Raw genomic sequence first — 18,451 nt, 5'->3', positions numbered from 1 at the left:
TTCGTCATGCGTGCTCGCGCCTGCTAGAGGCCCGCGCTGATGTCGGGATCCCAGTCGCCCGTCACGAGGTACTGGACCTTCTTCGCGATCGAGACCGCGTGGTCGGCGAAGCGCTCGTGGTAGCGGCTCGCGAGGGTCGCGTCGACCGTGTCGGCCGCCTCGCCCTTCCACTTCTCGCCGAGCACGGTGTCGAAGACCGAGAGGTGCAGGTCGTCGACCTTGTCGTCCTCGTTGCGGATCTCCTCGGCGAGCTTGACGTCTTCGGTGCGCAGCAGCTGGGTGAGCTTCTGCGCGATCTCGACGTCGAGCGCGCCCATCTCGAAGAACGTGCTGCGCAGGCGCTTGGGCACGACCTTGTCGGGGAAGCGGTACCGCGCGAGCTGGGCGATGTGGGTCGACATGTCGCCCATGCGCTCGAGCGAGGCGCTGATGCGCAGCGCGCTCACGACCGTGCGCAGGTCGCGGGCGACCGGCGACTGGCGGGCGAGGATCGTGATGGCGAGCTCGTCGAGCTCCTGCGCGGCCTGGTCGATGCGGTGGTCGTCGGCGATCACCTCCTCGGCCAGACTCACGTCGGACTCGTTGAACGCCCGCGTCGCCTTGTCGATCGACGTGGCGACGAGCTCTGCGATCTCGACGAGTCGCTCCTGGACTTCCTGAAGCTCCTGCTGGAACACCTCACGCATAAACGAAACATCCTCTTTCGGGTGCGCGCGCAGCGCGCACGCGGGATCGGACCGGAGGTCGCACCGGACCAGCACATCGTCGCCCGAGAAGGTGAACGCCGGGTGCCGTAGACCTGAACACTCGTTAACCTACCGTCGCGGGGGCCGGCTTTTCGCGGATCGGGGCTCCGAGGTGTGGTTACGCTACAGAGTATGGACTCCATCTGGCTGGTCCTCGGCGCGCTCGCCCTCGGCGCGTTCCTCGGGGCCGGCTTCCTTCTCCTGCTGCACATGGCCGAGCGCCGCGGCGCTCGTGCTGCGCAGGTCATCGCACCCACGATCCCCGACGGGGTCGAGCAGGTGCTCGACGTGCTCGAGTCCGCCGGCATCGTGCTGGATCCCTCGAACAACGTGCTCCAGGCGTCGCCCGGTGCGCTCGCGCTGGGACTCGTGCGCGGCGGTGCCCTCGTGCATTCCGAACTGCTCGAGCTCGCGGCATCCGTTCGCCGATCGGGCGAGACCGTGGCCGACGAGTTCACGCTCGCGCGCGGTCCGTACGGGGAGTCGACCATGCGGCTGCGCGTGCTCGTGGCCCGGCTCGGAACGCGGTTCGTGCTGCTCCTGGCCGACGACCGCACCGAGTCGCACCGGCTCGACGACGTGCGGCGCGACTTCGTCGCGAACATCTCGCACGAGCTGAAGACGCCGATCGCGTCGGTCAGCCTGCTCGCCGAGGCACTCGACCAGGCCGCCGACGAACCCGATCAGGTGCGACGGTTCGCGGGCCGTCTCTCGACCGAGGCTGCGCGCCTCGCGCACATCACCAGCGAGGTCATCGAGCTCTCGCGGCTCCAGGCGCGCGATGCGCTGCGGCCCGATGTGCTCGTGCGGCTCGACGACGTCGTCGCCGACGCGGTCGATCAGAACCGCATCGTCGCGACGGCGAAGAAGGTCGCCATCGCGGTGCGGGCGTCACGTTCGGCCGTGGTCTACGGCGATCGGTCGCTGCTCGTGGTGGCCGTGCACAACCTGCTGTCGAACGCGATCGCGTACTCGAGCGAGGGCGGTCGCGTCGGCGTGGGCGTCAAGGTCACCGGCGACACGGTCGAGATCTCGGTCACCGATCAGGGCATCGGCATCCAGCGCGACGATCTCGACCGCGTGTTCGAACGCTTCTTCCGGGTCGACCAGGCGCGTTCGCGCAACACGGGGGGCTCGGGGCTGGGCCTCAGCATCGTCAAGCACACCGTGCAGAACCACGGCGGCGACGTCCGGGTCTGGTCCACGCCCGAGCGCGGTTCGACCTTCACGATCAGGCTCCCGCTCGCGGAGCAGCCGACCCCGGTGACGGATGCCGCGGGCGGGCGCGCCTCGTCCGAACCCACCGCCGCGCCGCGTTCCGCGCGCTCGGCGCACCCCGTCCCATGACCGACATCACCACCGGGGCGGCGCACGGCGCCGTTCCTGACCGAGGAGACACCCTGTGACCCGCATCCTGCTCGTCGAGGACGAGATCGCGCTGAGCGACCCGCTGAGCTTCCTTCTGGAACGCGAGGGGTACGAGATCGAGGTCGCCGCCGACGGCCCGTCGGCGATCGCGGCGTTCGACCGAGGGGGTGCCGACCTGCTGCTGCTCGACCTCATGCTGCCCGGGCTCCCCGGAACCGAGGTCTGCCGCGAGATCCGGGCGCGCTCGAACGTGCCGATCATCATGCTCACGGCGAAGGACTCCGAGATCGACATCGTGGTCGGGCTGGAGCTCGGCGCCGACGACTACGTCACGAAGCCGTACTCGACGCGCGAGCTGCTGGCGCGCATCCGTGCGGTGCTCCGCCGGCGCATCGACGCCGACGACTTCGACGAGTCGCTCATCGAGGGCGGGCGCGTGCGCATGGACGTCGATCGGCACACGGTCGAGGTCGAGGGCGAGCCCGTGCCCATGCCGCTCAAGGAATTCGAGCTGCTCGAGCTGCTCATGCGCAACCCCGGACGCGTGCTGACCCGCGGTCAGCTCATCGACCGGGTCTGGGGCTCCGACTACTTCGGAGACACGAAGACCCTCGACGTGCACATCAAGCGCATCCGCTCGAAGATCGAGAAGCAGCCGTCGGAACCGGTGCAGCTCGTGACCGTGCGCGGGCTCGGCTACCGCTTCGAGGCGTGAACGGCGGGCTCCGGGAGCCCGGGCCCATGCGAAACGGCTCCCGCCGAGGCGGGAGCCGTTTCGTGTGCGTCTGACGGGCGCGAAGCCCGGATGCCTACGGGGCGAGGCCCTCGTAGAGGCGGTCGTCGAGCACGGGGACCTTCTTCTCGATGCCCTCGACGCTCGCGTACTGGAAGAAGATCGGGGTCAGGCCGCCGACCTCGGCGTCGATGCCCTCGAGCAGCAGCGGCTCGGTCTCCTCGCCGCCGAGCACGACGGTCGAGTGCGCCTCGACCTCGAGCTCCTGCGTGGCCGAGCCGGCCTCGATCTTGAGGGTCTTGTCGTCGTCGCCGGGGTTGATCACGGTCATGACGAGGTTGCCGTCGACGCCGTCTTCGCTCACCACGAGGATGTTGCGCAGGTCGAGCTCGCCGACGGTGATCGAGACGCCGTCGCTCGCGTCGTAGTGCTCGGTCGTCGCCTGGTAGGTGACCATCGAGCAGCCGGTCGCGCCGATGGCGAGACCCAGGGCCAGAACAGCGGATGCCGCGAGACGCGCCTTCACAGAACCTCCAAGTACAGGCGTGCGCGACCGTCTGAAACGCGCACGGGAATCGAATCCGAGTGTAGCGCAACGGCGCGCGCGGGCCTGCGAGCGAGCGGCGGAACCTTAGCACGAACACGAGTGTGATATCCTGAAAGTTGCCGGAAGGACATACATTCATGCTTTTTGAGGTTGGCGAAACCGTCGTGTACCCGCATCACGGAGCCGCGACGATCATCGAAGTCAAAGACCGCGTCATCAAGGGCGAGACCAAGAAATACCTGAAGCTGAACGTCACGCAGGGAGACCTCGTGATCGAGGTTCCCGCAGAGAATGTCGATCTCGTCGGCGTTCGCGATGTCATCGGCAAGGACGGCCTCGACAAGGTGTTCGAGGTGCTTCGCGCCCCGTTCACCGAGGAGCCCACCAACTGGTCCCGCCGCTACAAGGCGAACCTCGAGAAGCTCGCCTCCGGCGACGTGATCAAGGTCTCCGAAGTGGTGCGCGACCTGTGGCGCCGCGACCAGGACCGCGGCCTGTCCGCGGGTGAGAAGCGCATGCTCGCCAAGGCGCGGCAGATCCTCATCTCCGAACTCGCGCTCGCAGAGAAGACCGACGAGGAGGCCGCATCGACGGTCCTCGACGAGGTCCTCGCCTCCTAGCGTCTCCAACGGCACCGCGACCCATCCGGGGCGCGGTGCCGTTGTGCTGCCCTGACGCGCTCGCACCGTTCGATGCTGGCTAGGCTCGGAGCATGAGTTCGTCGACCGTCGCCGTCATCCTGGTCGCCGCGGGCAGCGGCACGCGTCTCGGCCACGCCGAGCCGAAGGCCTTCGTTCCACTGGGCGGTTCGTCCATCCTCGGCATCGCGCTCGATGCCGTGCTCGGCATGCGCGAGACGCCGCACGTCGTCGTCGTCGCCCCCGCCGACCGGGTCGCCGAGGTGCGTGAACGGTTCGCGGATGTCGCGGCCGCGGCATCCGCCCCGCTCGACGTGGTGCCGGGCGGCGCCTCGCGCCAGGAGTCGGTCGAGGCCGGACTCGCCGCACTGCCGCGCCTCGTCGACACCGTGCTCGTGCACGACGCGGCCCGCCCGCTCACGCCGTCGCTCGTCTTCGACGAGGTCGTCGCGGCCGTGCGATCGCGCGGGCACGGCATCGTGCCGGGTCTTCCGGTCGTCGACACGATCAAGCGCATCGAGGGCGGCCACGTCGTCGCGACGGTCGACCGGTCGGTGCTCTCGGCGGTGCAGACCCCGCAGGGCTTCCCACGCGAAGATCTCGACGACGCGTTCGCCGCCGCCGACCCGTCGTACGAGTACACCGACGACGCCGCGATCGCGGCGGCGGCCGGCATCACGGTCGACCTCGTGCCTGGCGACGCCCGGGCGTTCAAGATCACGGTGCCCGAAGACCTGCGACGCGCGGAGCAGCACCTGCGCGACGAGGCCGAGGGCTCGTCTCCTCGGCCGGCGGTCGCACCCGGCATCCGGGTCGGAACGGGCGTCGACGTGCACGCGTTCGCCGACGATCCGGCCACCCCGCTCTGGCTCGCGGGCCTCGAATGGCCGGGGGAGCGCGGGCTCTCGGGCCACTCCGACGGCGACGCCGCCGCGCACGCGATCTGCGACGCGCTGCTCGCGGCCGCCGGCCTCGGCGACGTCGGCGCGATCTTCGGCACGGCCGACCCGCGATTCGCCGCCGCCCACGGCGAGGTGTTCCTCGCCGAGACGCGGCGACTCGTCGAGGCATCCGGATTCCGCATCGTGAACGTGTCGGTGCAGGTCGTCGGCAACCGCCCGAAGCTCTCGCCCCGCCGTGCGGAGGCCGAGGCGCTGCTCTCCCGGGTGCTCGGCGCACCCGTCTCGGTCGCGGCGACCACGACCGACGGCCTCGGCTTCACCGGCCGCGGCGAGGGGGTCTCGGCGCTCGCCACCGCGCTGCTCTCAGCGCCCTGATCGTCGCGCCGACCGGGCGTTCAGCCGTGCGCCGGTAGGCTTGCCGGGTGACCGTGCGACTCTACGATTCGAAGGCCCAGGCCCTGCGTGACTTCGTGCCCCTGCAAGAGGGACACGTGGGCATGTACGTCTGCGGACCGACCGTGCAGTCGAGCCCGCACATCGGGCACCTCCGCAGCGCGCTCGTCTACGACATCCTGCGCCGCTGGTTCTCGTACCGGGGCTACGACGTGGCCTTCGTGCGCAACGTCACCGACATCGACGACAAGATCCTCGACGCCGCCACGGGCGAGCAGTGGTGGGCGCTCGCCTACCGCGTCGAGCTCGAGTTCCAGGCCGCCTACGCCTCGCTCGGCATCCTGCCCCCGACGTACGAGCCGCGCGCCACCGCGAGCGTGCAGCAGATGCAGGAGCTGATCGCCCGGCTCATCGAGCGCGGGCACGCCTACGCCGCTCCGGATGCCTCTGGCGACGTCTACTTCGACACCGCGAGCTGGCCCACATACGGCGAGCTCACCCGCCAGGCGCGCGACAACATGGAGGCTGCCGCCGACGCCGACCCGCGCGGCAAGCGCGACCCCCGCGACTTCGCCCTCTGGAAGGGCCGCAAGGCCGACGAACCCGAGTCCGCGTCGTGGGCGTCCCCGTGGGGCGACGGCCGGCCCGGCTGGCACATCGAGTGCTCCGCCATGGCCAGCCGCTACCTCGGCACCGAGTTCGACATCCACGGCGGCGGGCTCGACCTGCGCTTCCCGCACCACGAGAACGAGCTCGCGCAGTCCACGGCGGCCGGTCACGGCTACGCCCGGTACTGGGTGCACAACGGACTCGTGAACACGGGCGGACAGAAGATGTCCAAGTCGCTCGGCAACTCCGTGTTCGCCGCCGAGCTGCTCGAACTCGCCTCGCCGCTCGCGGTGCGCTATCTCCTCGGAGCCGCGCACTACCGCTCGACGCTCGACTACTCGCCCGGCTCGCTCGCCGAGGCCGAGGCGGCCGTCGATCGCATCCGCACGTTCCTCGAGCGCGTCGAGCGACGCCTCGCCGGCACCCGCTACGAGGGCGTCGGCGCCCCCGTGATCCCCGACGCGTTCGCCGCGGCCATGGACGACGACCTCGGCGTGCCGCAGGCGATCGCCGTGCTGCACGACACCGTCCGCGCCGGCAACCAGGCGCTCGACGCCGACGAACTCCACGACGCCGCGGCGCTGCACGGGCAGGTCGCCGCAATGGCGGGCGTGCTCGGCATCGACCCCCGCGACGCCAGGTGGAGCCCGGACGCCGCGCCCGCGGCATCCGCCCTCGACACCCTCGTGACCAGACTCATCGAGGATCGCCAGGCGGCACGTGCAGCGAAGGACTTCGCAGCCGCAGACCGCATCCGCGACGAACTTTCGTCAGCGGGCATCACCATCGAAGACAGCCAGACCGGCACACATTGGAGCTTGGAATCATGAAGGGCAGCAGCAAGCCGCGCGCCGGAGCCGTGCGCAAGGCGAAGAGCAAGCAGGTCGGATCCGGAGGCCAGGGGCGCCAGGCGCTCGAAGGCAAGGGACCGACCCCGAAGGCCGAAGACCGCGCATGGCACCCCGCAGGCAAGCGCAAGGCCGCCCAGGAGCGCTTCGCCGCATCCGGCGGCAGGGGCAAGCCCGGCGCCAAGGTCGCCGGCCAGGGCGGCGGCCGACCCGGCGCCCCCCGCGGCGCCTCCGGCGCATCGCGCCGATCGAAGTCGGGTGACGAGTCCGAGATCGTGACGGGCCGCAACTCCGTCGTCGAGGCGCTGCGCACGCGCATCCCCGCGACGACCCTCTACGTCGCCGCGCGCATCGAGATGGACGACCGCGTGAAGGAGGCGATGAAGATCGCCACCAACCGCGGGCTCCCGATCCTCGAGGTCATGCGCCCCGAGCTCGACCGCCTCGCGGGCGAGGGCGGCGTGCACCAGGGCCTCGCGCTCAAGGTGCCACCGTACGAGTACGCGCACCCGATCGAGCTCCTCGACGAGGTCATCGCCCGCGACGAGACCCCGCTGTTCGTCGCGCTCGACGGCATCACCGACGCGCGCAACCTCGGCGCCATCATCCGCTCGACCGCGGCGTTCGGCGGACAGGGCATCATCGTGCCGCAGCGCCGCTCGGTCGGCGTCAACGCCGGCGCCTGGAAGACCTCGGCCGGCGCCGCGGCACGGGTTCCCGTCGCCATGGCGTCGAACCTCACGCAGACGCTCAAGGCGCTGAAGGAGCGCGGCGTGTTCGTGCTCGGCCTCGACGGCGACGGCGACGTGTCGCTGCCCGGCCTGTCGTGGGCCGAACGGCCCATCGTGGTCGTCGTCGGCAGCGAGGGCAAGGGTCTGTCCCGCCTCGTCGCCGAGACCTGCGACGCGATCGTCTCCATCCCGATCAGCGCGGCGACCGAGTCGCTCAACGCCGGCATCGCGGCATCCGTCACGCTCTACGAGATCTCGAAGCTCCGCGCCGAGAAGTAGGCCGACGGCCTCGGCCTTCGGGCCGAGCACGACGAAGGGGACCTCCGATCGGAGGTCCCCTTCGTCATGCCGTCGTGCTGCTCAGACCTTGAGCCGCCAGTCGTCCTCGTCGTCGGGGTCGACCACCGCGACGGCGGAGGTGTCGAGGGGCACCACGTCGATCGACGTCGTGATGGTGCCGGTCGTCGGCCCGATGACGGTCGCCTCGTCGCGGCGGTGGCGCAGCACGTTGTTGATGTACGACGCCACGGCCTCGGCGAGCGGGATGTCGTGCCCCGCCTTCTGCGCGAGGAACCACCGGTGCTCGAGCAGCTGGTGGAACACCTCGGCCGGCTCGAGCTTGCCGCGCAGCTCGCTCGGGATCGCCCGCACGACCGGCTCGAACACCCGAACGAGCCACTCGTGGGCGACCATCTCCTCGTCGAGCTCGCCCTTGCCGTAGCTCGCGCGGTAGGAGTCGAGGTCGTTCAGCAGGCGTCGGGCCTGGTTCTCGCCGGCGTCGAGCCCCGTCAGGCGCAGCAGGCGTCGCTGGTGGTGGCCCGCATCGACGACCTTCGGCTGGATGCGCACGGTCGTGCCCTGCGCGTCAGTGCGGATCGCCAGCTCCTCGATGTCGAACCCGAGCTTGTTCAGGCGGCTCACGCGCTCGTTGATGCGCCAGCGCTCGGCCGACGAGAAGGACTCCGAGCCGGTGAGTTCGCTCCAGAGGCTGCGGTACGCGTCGACGATGCCGTTCGAGATGCGCACGGGATCGAGCTCGTCGGCGACCCGGCCGCCGGCCTCGAGGTCGAGCAGCTCGCCGGCGATGTTCACGCGCGCGATCTCGAGGTCGTTCTCGCGCTGGCCGTTCGAGAGGCCGCCCTCGTAGAGCTTGCCGGTCTCGGCGTCGACGAGGTACGCCGCGAAGGCACCCGCGTCTCGGCGGAACAGCGTGTTCGACAGGGAGACGTCGCCCCAGAAGAAGCCGATGATGTGCAGGCGGACGAGCAGCAGCGCCAGCGCGTCGACGAGACGCGTGGCCGTGTCGGGGCGCAGCGTCTGCGAGAACAGCGCGCGATAGGGGAGGGAGAAGCGCAGATGCCGGGTGACGAGCACGGGCTTGAGCGGATCGCCCTCGGCGTCGGACCGGTTCGTGATGACGGCGACGGGCTCGACGCACGGGACCTCGAGGCGCTGCAGCGTGCGGAGCATCTCGTACTCGCCGCGCGCCATCTCGGCGGTCGTCTCCTTGATCGCGACGACGTGACCCGCGAGATGCGCGAAGCGCACGAGGTGTCGCGAGATGCCCTTCGGCAGCGCGGCGATGTTCTCGTTCGGCCATGCCTCGAGCGGCAGGTGCCACGGCAGGTCGAGCAGAGCCGGGTCGGTCGTGGCCGACGTGATCGAAAGTGAGCCGCTCATCGTGGTTCAGCGTAGTCGGAAACGCCGATGCCGGCCGGGCCATGGGCCCGGCCGGCATCGTTCGTCCGTGCGACGATCGTCAGCTGACGACGGCCTTGTTGCCGAGGCGCAGACCCGACTCGATGTCGAACAGGTGCACGTGGTTCGGCGTGGCCGTGAGGTACACGCGGTCGCCGGCGTTCGGGTGGCTGCGGCCGTCGACGCGGGCGACGATGTCGGTGCGCTTGCCCTCGACCGTGGAGTGGCCGTAGAGGTAGCCGTCGGCCCCGAGCTCCTCGACGAGGTCGACGTCGACCGCGAGGCCTTCGCCCTGAACCGCGGAGACCGTGATGTCCTCGGGGCGCACGCCGATGGTCGCGCTCTTCGCCGAAGCCTCGGAGAGGACGTCGCGGTCGACCGGGACCGTCGCGGTGCCGAACAGCACGCCGCTCTCGGTGAGGTCGGCGTGGAAGAGGTTCATCGCGGGGGAGCCGATGAAGCCGGCGACGAAGACGTTCTGCGGCTTCTCGTAGAGGTCGCGCGGGGTGCCGACCTGCTGGAGCAGGCCGTCCTTCAGCACGGCGATGCGGTCGCCCATGGTGAGCGCCTCGGTCTGGTCGTGCGTGACGTAGACCGTGGTGACGCCGAGGCGGCGCTGGAGCGACGCGATCTGGGTGCGGGTCTGCACGCGGAGCTTGGCGTCGAGGTTCGACAGCGGCTCGTCCATGAGGAAGACCTGGGGCTGGCGCACGATCGCGCGGCCCATGGCGACACGCTGACGCTGGCCGCCGGAGAGGGCCTTCGGCTTGCGGCTGAGGTAGGGCTCGAGGTCGAGGAGCTTGGCGGCCTCGAGCACGCGAGCCGCGCGCTCCTCCTTGCCGACGCCGGCGATCTTGAGCGCGAAGCCCATGTTCTCGGCCACGGTCATGTGGGGGTAGAGCGCGTAGTTCTGGAAGACCATCGCGATGTCGCGGTCCTTCGGCGGCACGTCGGTGACGTTGCGGTCGCCGATGAAGATGTTGCCGTCGTTGACCTCTTCGAGGCCGGCGAGCATGCGGAGGGACGTGGACTTGCCGCAACCCGAGGGCCCGACGAGCACGAGGAACTCGCCGTCTGCGACGTCGAGGTCGAGCTGGTCGACGGCGGGGCGGGTGCCGCCGGGGTACAGGCGGGTGGCCTTGTCGAACGTGACTGATGCCATGGTCGTGCTTCTCCTTCACCGGCAGGTACGTGCCGGACGATCCGTAGTGATGGACTGCGTCATCGTCGACGCTCCCTCAGTATTGCATGCGCGACGCGAACGGCCGATTCGGCGTCGGCCGGCGGCATCCGCTCGTGGTACTCGCCTGCGAGCGCGCCCCGAGCGGGCCCCGAGCGCGCCATGAGCGGGCTGAGCGCCCGCCGAGCAGCGGCCGAACGCGGGATGAGCCGCTCGTGTGGCTGATTCCCAGCCACCGTTCCTACTATCGTGGGTGCGTTCGCAGTACGCGCGCGCCCACACAGCGACCCGGAGTGACCATCGATGACCAACGTCGGATCCAATGAGCCTCGTGCCTCCCGCAACGAACGCCGTGAGGCGGCCCGAGAGAAGGCTCGAGTCCTTCGCGAAGAGCAGAAGAAGCGCGACAAGCGCAACAAGGTCCTGATCCAGGGCGGTGTCATCGTCGCGGTGCTGCTCGTCGCCGCGCTCGTCGGCTGGCTGATCTTCAACAGCATCAAGCCCGCGGGCCCCGGCCCGGCGAACATGGCGAGCGACGGCATCCTGCTGGTCGCGGGCGACGAGGGCGGCATCACGGCGGTCGAGACCCCGGCCATCAAGGCGGGCGGCGAGCCCACGGCCACCGTTCCCGACGACAGCGGCACGGTCGCGAACATCGTGACCTACATCGACTACCTCTGCCCCTTCTGCGGCCAGTTCGAGACGACGAACTCCGAGGCCATGCGCACCATGGTGGAGTCGGGGGCCGCGACCCTCGAGATCCACCCGATCGCGATCCTGACCAACAAGTCGGCCGGCACCCAGTACTCGCTGCGCGCGGCGAACGCCGCAGCGTGCGTGGCCGATCTCTCGCCCGAGGCGTTCTTCGACTACAACGCGCTGCTCTTCGAGAACCAGCCCGAAGAGGGCACGGTCGGCCTCGGCAACTCCGACCTCAAGAAGCTCGCGGGCGACGCCGGCGCCGCCTCGTCGGTGAACGCGTGCATCGACGACGTGCGCTTCAAGGCATGGGTGCAGGATGCCACGACGCGGGCGCTGACCGGCCCGATCCCGAACTCCGAGCTCGCCTCCGTGACCGGCACGCCGACCGTGCTCGTGAACGGCCAGCAGTACAGCGGCTCGCTCACCGACGCACAGGAGTTCCAGTCGTTCGTGGTGCAGGCCACGAGCGCGACGTTCAACGACGCCGAGTCGACCCCGACTCCCACGCCCACTCCGACTCCGGCTCAGTGAGTCGGTCCGCGCGGCGGAGCCCATCCCGGGCCTCGCCGCGCGGTCGGTGGGTCGGCCATCGATAAGATGGCCCGAGGTTCGCCTCGCCGGCTTGGCGCAATTGGTAGCGCACCGCTCTTGTAAAGCGGGGGTTGCGGGTTCGAGTCCCGCAGCCGGCACTTGTCTGAAGACGCCCTCACTCCGGAATCCACTGCTCCGGGCTCCTCTGCTCCCGATGCGGCTGCGCCGGATGCCTCCGCGCCGACCGCGCCGACCGCGCAGGCCTCGCCGACGGCGACCGAGCATCGCCACGCCCACGTCGAAGCCGGCGGCATGCCGGCCTGGGTCGCGATCGCGCTGGCCGCCATCGGCGGAGCGCTGACCGCCGTCCAGTCGCGCGTGAACGGGCAGCTCTCGGCCTCCATCGGCGACGCCTACACCGCCGCCGTGATCTCGTTCGGCAGCGGACTGCTGATCCTGCTCGTCGCGCTCGCGGTCTGGAGGCCGGGGCGCACGGGGTTCCGCAACGTGGCGACCGAGCTCCGGGCGGGCCGCCTGCACTGGTGGATGCTGCTCGGCGGGGTCGCCGGCGCATGGTTCGTGGCGACGCAGGGCCTCTCCGCCGGCGTCATCGGCGTCGCGCTCTTCACGGTCTCGATCGTGGCGGGCCAGACCGTCGGCGGCGTCGTGTTCGACCTGATCGGCCTGGGGCCGGCCGGGCGACGTCCGCTCACCGCGCCGCGGGCGATCGGAGCACTGCTCGCCCTCGGGGCCGTGACGTGGACCCTGTCATCGGAGATCGGCGGCGCGGCTCCCGTGCTGCTGGTGCTCCTGCCGTTCACCGCGGGCTTCGGATCGGCGTGGCAGCAGGCGGTCAACGGTCGCGTCCGGGTCGCGGCGTCGAGCGCACTGACCTCGACGCTCGTGAACTTCACGGTCGGCACGGCGGTGCTCGTCGTCGTGATGGTCGTGCACTCGTCCTCCGTCGGCTGGCCGACCTCGCTTCCGGCAGAGGCGTGGCTGTACACCGGCGGCCTGATCGGCTGCATCTTCATCGCCGTGCAGGCGGTGGTCGTGCGCGTGATCGGCGTGCTCGTGCTCGCGCTCGCGGGCGTCGCCGGACAGCTGACCGCCGCGCTGGCACTCGACCTGCTTGTGCCGGTCGGCGGTCAGACCGTCGACGTCGCCACGATCGGGGGAGCGGCGCTCGCGCTCGTCGCGGTGATCGTCGCGAGCACCAGATGGACGCGCAGCCGGCACGTCGTCGCGCCGAGCGCACCGGGCGCGGATGCGACATCCGATGCGCCAGGTGCAGTCCGTGCGGGTAGCGATGCCGGTGGCACCGAGCCCGCCGGCGGCGGACCGGTCAGCCGAGGGTCGTGAGCCTCGCGGCGGCGTCGACCGGCTTGCGCCGCTCGGCGCGCCACCGTTCGGGCTTGCCGCCGACGTAGAGCCAGCCGAGCAGGGCCTCGTGCGGCGCCAGACCGTGGGCCGCGGAGACCGCCGGATGCCGCGTGTGCGGGCCCGTGCGCCATATGACGCCCCAGCCGGCCTCGTCGAGCAGCAGGCTCAGCAGGTGCGCGACGCCGGCGGCCGTGGCGTCCTGCTCCCACTCGGGCACCTTTGCGGAGTCGGGGGTGCGCACCGCGACCACGGCGATCAGCAGGGGAGCGCGCAGCGGCTTCGACGCGAGCTTCGCGGCACCCCGCGGATCGGAGGCCTCGAGACCCGACGCCTCGGCGAGTGCCGATCCGAGGCGTTCGCGGGCAGCGCCCCGGAGCGCGATGACGCGCCACGGATGCAGGGAGGCGTGATCGGCCACGCGCCCGGCCGCGCCGAGGAGCTCGAGGAGCTCGGCCTCGTCGGGTGCGGCATCCGTCACCTTCGAGACCGATCGCCGAACGAGTGCGGCCTCGAGCGCGGGCCGCACGCTCAGGCCTCTGGCGTGAAGTCGAGCGCGATGGAGTTCATGCAGTAGCGGTCGCCGGTCGGCGTGCCGAACCCGTCGGGGAACACGTGCCCGAGGTGCGAACCGCAGTTCGCGCAGCGCACCTCGGTGCGCACCATGCCGAGCGAGGTGTCCTCGATGAGCTGCACCGCTTCGGGGCGCACCGACTCGTAGAAGCTCGGCCATCCGCAGCCGGAGTCGAACTTGGTGCCGCTCTTGAACAGCTCGGAGCCGCATGCCGCGCACGCGTAGACGCCCGCGCGTTCCTCGTCGAGCAGTTCGCCCGTCCACGGGCGCTCGGTCGCGGCCTCGCGCAACACCTGGAACTGCTCGTCACCGAGCTGCTCGCGCCATTCGTCGTCGGACTTCTCGACCTGATACGCCATGGGGTTCCCTCCAGAACTGCGGATGTCTCCATCGTCGCAGGTCTGCAGAGGCCGCGCACACACACGCCGCAGACGCTCGGCACCCTCACGGCGAGGCATCCCTAGGATGTGACGCGAAGGCGACGCCGTCGCCGCGGGAGGTGCACGATGAGTCTCGGGCAGACCTCTCGCGACGATCCGAACGCACCGCTCGACGACCTGGCGCTGCGGGTGCTCGCGTTCGAGGCGCACGCGTGGCAGCAGCCCGGTGCGAAGGCCGAGGGCATCCGCGACGAGTTCGCCATGTCGGCGGCCCGCTACTATCGGATCCTCGGAGAGCTGATCGACTCGCCGGCGGCGCTCCGGCACGACCCCATGCTGGTCAAGCGCCTGCAACGACTGCGCGACGCCCGGGCCGCGACCCGTGCCCGCCGCTCACTCTCGAACGGCCGCACGCTCGACTGAGCAGGCCCCGACCCCCGACTGGACCCATGGCGCAGAACTCCCCTCGAGATCGCTTCGACACCATCCCGCACGGCATCGAGCGCGTCGGCGCCCACCGCGCGCCCCAGCGCCGGGGAGCTCGCTGGCTCGCGTTCGGCTGGGCCGCGCTCGCCACGGTCGTGCTCACGGGCCTCGGCATCGGTGCCGTCGTCGTCGCGAACGACCGACTCGACTTCTCGCAGGCCGCACCCACCCCGTCGGCGACGCCCGTCGTGACCGCCGAGCCCACGATCGCCCCCGACATGCCCGTGACGGTGCTGAACGGCACCGAGACGAGCGGGCTCGCGGCGACGGCGGCCGACGCGCTGACCGCGGCGGGCGTGCCCGTCGGCGCCACTGCGAACGCGAGCGAGAGCGATCTCAAGGAGTCGGTCGTGTACTACGCGAGCGCCGAACTCGAGGGTGCAGCCCGCGGTGTCGCGCAGGCCATCCCCGGGGCCGATGTGCGCCTCGACGCGAAATTCGGCGAGATCGGCACCCCGCTCGTGCTCGTCGTCGGTTCGGACTACGCCGAGAGCGTCGCCGGCTGACGACGGCCGACCCCGCGCGAATCGTTGCCATTCCGCGACATTTCGTTGCGTTCCAGCCCTTCTCATGGGCGGACCCGCGTCATTAGGATCTGGAATTGGTCGCTCCAACACGTGCAACCCGGTACCGCCTCCTGGTCCCGGCCGGCACGAAGCGGAGGCCCGGTACAGGCGACACGCACGTGCTGATCGACACACGGCTATATGGGAGCAACGCATGGCGAACGGAACCGTCAAGTGGTTCAACGCTGAAAAGGGCTACGGATTCATCACCGTCGACGGAGGCCAGGACGTGTTCGTCCACTACTCCGCGATCGACATGGCCGGCTACAAGGTCCTCGAAGAAGGCCAGGCGGTCGTGTTCGAGGTCGGCACGGGGTCCAAGGGGCCGCAGGCCGAGGCCGTCCGCCCCGCCTGAGAGACGCGTGATCGATGCGCCGCCTGCCCTGCGCCGGCGGCGCATCGTCGTCTTCGGCGGTCGCCGGGGTTCCGGATGCCGCGGCTCGCGGCCCGGCGCGTCGCACCGTTCTGCGCGGGTGGCGGTGGTTTGCTGTGCGCATGGCGAGGCGGGGCGGTTCTGCCGGGCGGCGGCAGGCGCAGATGGCGCTGCTCGCGGCATCCGCCCTCCTGCTCGTCGGGTGCAGCGTCGATGAGCCCGTGGTCGCGACGCCGACGCCGACCGCCGAGGCCCGGCCGATCGGGGAGTCCGCGACACCGACGGCCCTGGCGTTCGCGCCGTTGCGCGGCACGCGTGCCGACTGGGCGGCGATGCAGCACCCGTCGATCGCCGCGAAGATCGACAACCACGAGGAGGCGAGACCTCAGGTCGCGCTGAACCGCACGGACATCGTGTTCGAGGAGCTCGTCGAGGGCGGTCTCACCCGCTACCTGGCGGTCTGGCACTCCGACATGCCGGCCCAGATCGGGCCGGTGCGCTCGATCAGGCCGATGGATCCCGACATCGCGACCCCCTTCGGCGGCGTCATCGCCTACTCGGGCGGCCAGGAGATGTTCGTCGCGATGATGCAGGCGACGCCGCTCGTGAACCTCGTCTTCGACCTCGACGACACCGGACTGTTCTCCCGGGCCGACGAGCGGCCCGGTCCGCACGACGTGATCCTCGACGCCGCCGAGGCGCTGAGCCGCAACGCCGCACTCCCGCCGCCGCCCGTGCAGTTCGTCTACGGCGGTACCGATCCGCTCGCCGATCCAGCCTTCAAGGCGGCGACGACGTCGAGCGTCTCGCAGGTGTTCTCCGAGGAGCGGTACCCGTCGTGGAGCTGGGATGCCGCGGCATCCGTCTGGCTCAGGTCGCAGGAGGGCGCGCCCGACCTCGACGACGCGGGCGCCCAGGTGCGTGCCGTGAATCTCGTGACCATGCGGGTCGACATCGACTGGCAGTACGGAGAGGTGCCGAAGACCGTGATGGTCGGCACGGGCGAGGTGTGGGTCTCGGTGAACGGGCGGACCGCGCACGGCACGTGGGCGAAGAGCGCCCGTGAGGCGCCGATCGTGTTCACGGCCGACAACGGCGAGGCCCTGACCCTTGCGCCGGGCAACACGTGGATCGAGCTCGTGCCGACGACGGGATCGGTCGCCTTCGCGCCCTGAGCGGACACCGGGCGAGCCGCGCGGGGGCCGCCGGCCGCTCGCTTGCACTCGTGGCGGTCGAGTGCCAGAATTGATTTAGCACTCATTCGAATCGAGTGCTAACAAGAATCTTTGAGACGTCCGAGAAGGGACGAGAAACACACATGGCAAAGATCATTGCTTTCAACGAGGAGGCCCGCCGCGGTCTCGAGCGTGGCCTCAACACGCTCGCCGACGCGGTCAAGGTGACCCTCGGCCCGCGCGGTCGCAACGTCGTGCTCGAGAAGAAGTGGGGCGCTCCCACCATCACGAACGACGGCGTGTCGATCGCCAAGGAGATCGAGCTCGACGACCCGTACGAGAAGATCGGCGCCGAGCTCGTCAAGGAGGTCGCCAAGAAGACCGACGACGTCGCCGGTGACGGCACCACGACCTCGGTCGTGCTCGCCCAGGCGCTCGTGCGCGAGGGCCTCCGCAACGTCGCCGCAGGCGCCGACCCCATCTCGCTCAAGCGCGGCATCGAGAAGGCCGTCGCGGCCGTGACCGCCGAGCTCGTCGCCAACGCCAAGGAGGTCGAGACCAAGGAGGAGATCGCCGCCACCGCGTCCATCTCCGCCGGCGACCTCGAGATCGGCGCCCTGATCGCCGAGGCCATCGACAAGGTGGGCAAGGAAGGCGTCGTCACCGTCGAGGAGTCGAACACCTTCGGCACCGAGCTCGAGCTCACCGAGGGCATGCGCTTCGACAAGGGCTACCTGTCGGCGTACTTCGTCACCGACCCCGAGCGCCAGGAAGCGGTCTTCGAAGACCCCTACATCCTGATCGTCAACGGCAAGGTCTCGAACATCAAGGACCTCCTGCCGATCGTCGACAAGGTCATCCAGACCGGCAAGCAGCTCCTCATCATCGCCGAGGACGTCGACGGCGAAGCACTCGCGACCCTGATCGTGAACAAGATCCGCGGCATCTTCAAGTCGGTCGCCGTCAAGGCCCCCGGCTTCGGCGACCGTCGCAAGGCGCAGCTCCAGGACATCGCGATCCTCACCGGCGGCCAGGTCATCTCCGAGGAGGTCGGCCTCAAGCTCGAGAACGTCACCCTCGACCTGCTCGGTCAGGCCCGCAAGGTCATCATCACCAAGGACGAGACGACCATCGTCGAGGGTGCCGGTGACGAAGAGGGCATCGCCGGTCGCGTCGCGCAGATCCGCGCCGAGATCGAGAACACCGACTCCGACTACGACCGCGAGAAGCTCCAGGAGCGCCTCGCGAAGCTCGCCGGCGGCGTCGCCGTCATCAAGGCGGGTGCGGCCACCGAGGTCGAGCTCAAGGAGCGCAAGCACCGCATCGAAGACGCCGTCCGCAACGCGAAGGCCGCAGTCGAAGAGGGCATCGTCGCCGGTGGTGGCGTCGCCCTCATCCAGGCCGGCAAGACCGCGTTCGAGAAGCTCGAGCTCACGGGCGACGAGGCGACCGGCGCGAACATCGTGCGTGTCGCGATCGACGCTCCGCTCAAGCAGATCGCCCTCAACGCCGGCCTCGAGCCGGGCGTCGTGGTCGACCGCGTGCGCAACCTCCCCGTCGGCCAGGGCCTCAACGCCGCGACCGGCGAGTACGTCGACATGCTGGCCGCCGGCATCAACGACCCGGTGAAGGTCACCCGCTCGGCACTGCTCAACGCAGCGTCGATCGCCGGACTGTTCCTCACCACCGAGGCCGTCGTCGCCGACAAGCCCGAGAAGAACCCGGTTCCGGCCGGCGACCCCACGGGTGGCATGGACTTCTAGTCCGAACCGATCTTCGGCCGTCACGGCCTGATCAGCGCGAAGGGCGCCTCCGTTCCGGAGGCGCCCTTCGTCGTCGGTCGCGGCGCTCGCTCGATCGTCGTCGCTCACGTGTGTTCCGGAACGGGAAT

The 18,451-nt window shown here is 70.3% G+C and carries 19 protein-coding genes and 1 tRNA gene; 14 read left to right on the top strand and 6 right to left on the bottom strand.

From position 1 onward, the window contains the following. Positions 1 to 23: 23 nt before the first annotated feature. The gene (phoU, locus tag GQR16_RS02285; RefSeq protein ID WP_157413503.1) at positions 24 to 686 is read right to left on the bottom strand and encodes a phosphate signaling complex protein PhoU; all 663 of its coding nucleotides are present in this window, start codon (positions 684 to 686) and stop codon (positions 24 to 26) included. 192 nt (positions 687 to 878) lie between these two features. Between phoU and GQR16_RS02280 the strand changes: the two genes are divergently transcribed. Then, on the top strand, positions 879 to 2,093 hold the full coding sequence (locus GQR16_RS02280; protein ID WP_157413502.1) for a sensor histidine kinase: 1,215 nt from the start codon (positions 879 to 881) through the stop codon (positions 2,091 to 2,093). Between the two features lie 55 nt (positions 2,094 to 2,148). After that, entirely contained in the window at positions 2,149 to 2,829 is a 681-nt protein-coding gene (locus GQR16_RS02275; RefSeq protein WP_067874452.1) for a response regulator transcription factor, read from the top strand. 94 nt (positions 2,830 to 2,923) lie between these two features. Here the strand turns inward: GQR16_RS02275 and GQR16_RS02270 are convergent, their stop codons facing one another. Beyond that, the gene (locus tag GQR16_RS02270; RefSeq protein WP_157413501.1) at positions 2,924 to 3,373 is read right to left on the bottom strand and encodes a hypothetical protein; all 450 of its coding nucleotides are present in this window, start codon (positions 3,371 to 3,373) and stop codon (positions 2,924 to 2,926) included. A 158-nt stretch (positions 3,374 to 3,531) separates the two neighbouring features. Between GQR16_RS02270 and GQR16_RS02265 the strand changes: the two genes are divergently transcribed. The 4 genes from GQR16_RS02265 (at position 3,532) to rlmB (ending at position 7,794) form a co-directional block, all read left to right on the top strand. Next, positions 3,532 to 4,014, top strand: a complete 483-nt coding sequence (locus GQR16_RS02265; RefSeq protein WP_067874458.1) for a CarD family transcriptional regulator — start codon at positions 3,532 to 3,534, stop codon at positions 4,012 to 4,014. Positions 4,015 to 4,106: 92 nt separating this feature from the next. Continuing rightward, a complete protein-coding gene (gene ispD / locus GQR16_RS02260; protein WP_157413500.1) occupies positions 4,107 to 5,309 on the top strand; it encodes a 2-C-methyl-D-erythritol 4-phosphate cytidylyltransferase in 1,203 nt (400 codons plus the stop codon). Positions 5,310 to 5,356: 47 nt separating this feature from the next. Continuing rightward, entirely contained in the window at positions 5,357 to 6,766 is a 1,410-nt protein-coding gene (cysS, locus tag GQR16_RS02255; RefSeq protein ID WP_157413499.1) for a cysteine--tRNA ligase, read from the top strand. Next, on the top strand, positions 6,763 to 7,794 hold the full coding sequence (gene rlmB / locus GQR16_RS02250; protein ID WP_157413498.1) for a 23S rRNA (guanosine(2251)-2'-O)-methyltransferase RlmB: 1,032 nt from the start codon (positions 6,763 to 6,765) through the stop codon (positions 7,792 to 7,794). Before cysS ends, rlmB begins: the two co-directional genes overlap by 4 nt. Before the next feature lie 81 nt (positions 7,795 to 7,875). Here rlmB and GQR16_RS02245 read toward each other — a convergent pair whose 3' ends face one another. Together GQR16_RS02245 and GQR16_RS02240 are read right to left on the bottom strand one after the other, a co-directional pair. Then, a complete protein-coding gene (locus GQR16_RS02245) occupies positions 7,876 to 9,195 on the bottom strand; it encodes a DUF4032 domain-containing protein (RefSeq protein WP_157413497.1) in 1,320 nt (439 codons plus the stop codon). Between the two features lie 79 nt (positions 9,196 to 9,274). After that, positions 9,275 to 10,375 carry an ABC transporter ATP-binding protein gene (locus GQR16_RS02240; RefSeq protein ID WP_067874475.1) on the bottom strand — a complete coding sequence of 367 codons (1,101 nt, stop codon included), beginning with the start codon at positions 10,373 to 10,375 and terminating at the stop codon, positions 9,275 to 9,277. 321 nt (positions 10,376 to 10,696) lie between these two features. Here GQR16_RS02240 and GQR16_RS02235 point away from each other — a divergent pair, with 321 nt between their 5' ends. The 3 genes from GQR16_RS02235 to GQR16_RS02225 all read left to right on the top strand — a co-directional run bounded on the left by GQR16_RS02235 (position 10,697) and on the right by GQR16_RS02225 (position 12,988). Beyond that, positions 10,697 to 11,626: a thioredoxin domain-containing protein gene (locus tag GQR16_RS02235; protein ID WP_157413496.1), complete on the top strand. Its 930-nt coding sequence runs from the start codon at positions 10,697 to 10,699 to the stop codon at positions 11,624 to 11,626. A gap of 85 nt (positions 11,627 to 11,711) precedes the next feature. After that, positions 11,712 to 11,784 (top strand) — tRNA-Thr (locus GQR16_RS02230). 1 nt (position 11,785) lies between these two features. After that, complete coding sequence (locus GQR16_RS02225; RefSeq protein ID WP_246200399.1) at positions 11,786 to 12,988, top strand: DMT family transporter; 1,203 nt, start codon at positions 11,786 to 11,788, stop codon at positions 12,986 to 12,988. Here GQR16_RS02225 and GQR16_RS02220 read toward each other — a convergent pair. Together GQR16_RS02220 and msrB are read right to left on the bottom strand one after the other, a co-directional pair. Then, a complete protein-coding gene (locus GQR16_RS02220) occupies positions 12,972 to 13,535 on the bottom strand; it encodes a nitroreductase family protein (protein WP_157413495.1) in 564 nt (187 codons plus the stop codon). The genes GQR16_RS02225 and GQR16_RS02220 overlap by 17 nt on opposite strands. 2 nt (positions 13,536 to 13,537) lie before the next feature. Then, the gene (msrB, locus tag GQR16_RS02215; protein ID WP_157413494.1) at positions 13,538 to 13,939 is read right to left on the bottom strand and encodes a peptide-methionine (R)-S-oxide reductase MsrB; all 402 of its coding nucleotides are present in this window, start codon (positions 13,937 to 13,939) and stop codon (positions 13,538 to 13,540) included. Positions 13,940 to 14,086: 147 nt separating this feature from the next. Here msrB and GQR16_RS02210 point away from each other — a divergent pair, with 147 nt between their 5' ends. The 5 genes from GQR16_RS02210 (at position 14,087) to groL (ending at position 18,323) form a co-directional block, all read left to right on the top strand. Beyond that, positions 14,087 to 14,383, top strand: a complete 297-nt coding sequence (locus GQR16_RS02210) for a DUF3263 domain-containing protein (protein ID WP_157413493.1) — start codon at positions 14,087 to 14,089, stop codon at positions 14,381 to 14,383. A 26-nt stretch (positions 14,384 to 14,409) separates the two neighbouring features. Further along, the gene (locus tag GQR16_RS02205) at positions 14,410 to 14,952 is read left to right on the top strand and encodes a LytR C-terminal domain-containing protein (RefSeq protein WP_157413492.1); all 543 of its coding nucleotides are present in this window, start codon (positions 14,410 to 14,412) and stop codon (positions 14,950 to 14,952) included. Positions 14,953 to 15,166: 214 nt separating this feature from the next. Beyond that, positions 15,167 to 15,367, top strand: coding sequence for a cold-shock protein (locus tag GQR16_RS02200; protein WP_116081101.1), 201 nt, complete (start codon positions 15,167 to 15,169; stop codon positions 15,365 to 15,367). Between the two features lie 140 nt (positions 15,368 to 15,507). Beyond that, positions 15,508 to 16,560 (top strand): DUF3048 domain-containing protein, encoded by a 1,053-nt coding sequence (locus GQR16_RS02195; RefSeq protein WP_170298395.1) that lies wholly within the window; start codon positions 15,508 to 15,510, stop codon positions 16,558 to 16,560. Between the two features lie 143 nt (positions 16,561 to 16,703). Continuing rightward, entirely contained in the window at positions 16,704 to 18,323 is a 1,620-nt protein-coding gene (gene groL / locus GQR16_RS02190; protein WP_157413490.1) for a chaperonin GroEL, read from the top strand. Positions 18,324 to 18,451 lie beyond the last annotated feature (128 nt).

The organism is Agromyces allii (assembly GCF_009749385.1).
GTDB lineage: Bacteria > Actinomycetota > Actinomycetes > Actinomycetales > Microbacteriaceae > Agromyces > Agromyces allii.
The sequence above is the reverse complement of the archived record's forward strand: the minus strand, read 5'-3'. Positions and strand labels throughout refer to the sequence as shown.

Coding starts and splice junctions, on each gene's coding strand:
- phoU (WP_157413503.1), bottom strand. CDS start 686: ATGCGTGAGGTGTTCCAGCAGGAGCTTCAGGAAGTCCAGGAGCGACTC.
- GQR16_RS02280 (WP_157413502.1), top strand. CDS start 879: ATGGACTCCATCTGGCTGGTCCTCGGCGCGCTCGCCCTCGGCGCGTTC.
- GQR16_RS02265 (WP_067874458.1), top strand. CDS start 3,532: ATGCTTTTTGAGGTTGGCGAAACCGTCGTGTACCCGCATCACGGAGCC.
- ispD (WP_157413500.1), top strand. CDS start 4,107: ATGAGTTCGTCGACCGTCGCCGTCATCCTGGTCGCCGCGGGCAGCGGC.
- rlmB (WP_157413498.1), top strand. CDS start 6,763: ATGAAGGGCAGCAGCAAGCCGCGCGCCGGAGCCGTGCGCAAGGCGAAG.
- GQR16_RS02245 (WP_157413497.1), bottom strand. CDS start 9,195: ATGAGCGGCTCACTTTCGATCACGTCGGCCACGACCGACCCGGCTCTG.
- GQR16_RS02240 (WP_067874475.1), bottom strand. CDS start 10,375: ATGGCATCAGTCACGTTCGACAAGGCCACCCGCCTGTACCCCGGCGGC.
- GQR16_RS02235 (WP_157413496.1), top strand. CDS start 10,697: ATGACCAACGTCGGATCCAATGAGCCTCGTGCCTCCCGCAACGAACGC.
- msrB (WP_157413494.1), bottom strand. CDS start 13,939: ATGGCGTATCAGGTCGAGAAGTCCGACGACGAATGGCGCGAGCAGCTC.
- GQR16_RS02210 (WP_157413493.1), top strand. CDS start 14,087: ATGAGTCTCGGGCAGACCTCTCGCGACGATCCGAACGCACCGCTCGAC.
- GQR16_RS02205 (WP_157413492.1), top strand. CDS start 14,410: ATGGCGCAGAACTCCCCTCGAGATCGCTTCGACACCATCCCGCACGGC.
- GQR16_RS02200 (WP_116081101.1), top strand. CDS start 15,167: ATGGCGAACGGAACCGTCAAGTGGTTCAACGCTGAAAAGGGCTACGGA.
- GQR16_RS02195 (WP_170298395.1), top strand. CDS start 15,508: ATGGCGAGGCGGGGCGGTTCTGCCGGGCGGCGGCAGGCGCAGATGGCG.
- groL (WP_157413490.1), top strand. CDS start 16,704: ATGGCAAAGATCATTGCTTTCAACGAGGAGGCCCGCCGCGGTCTCGAG.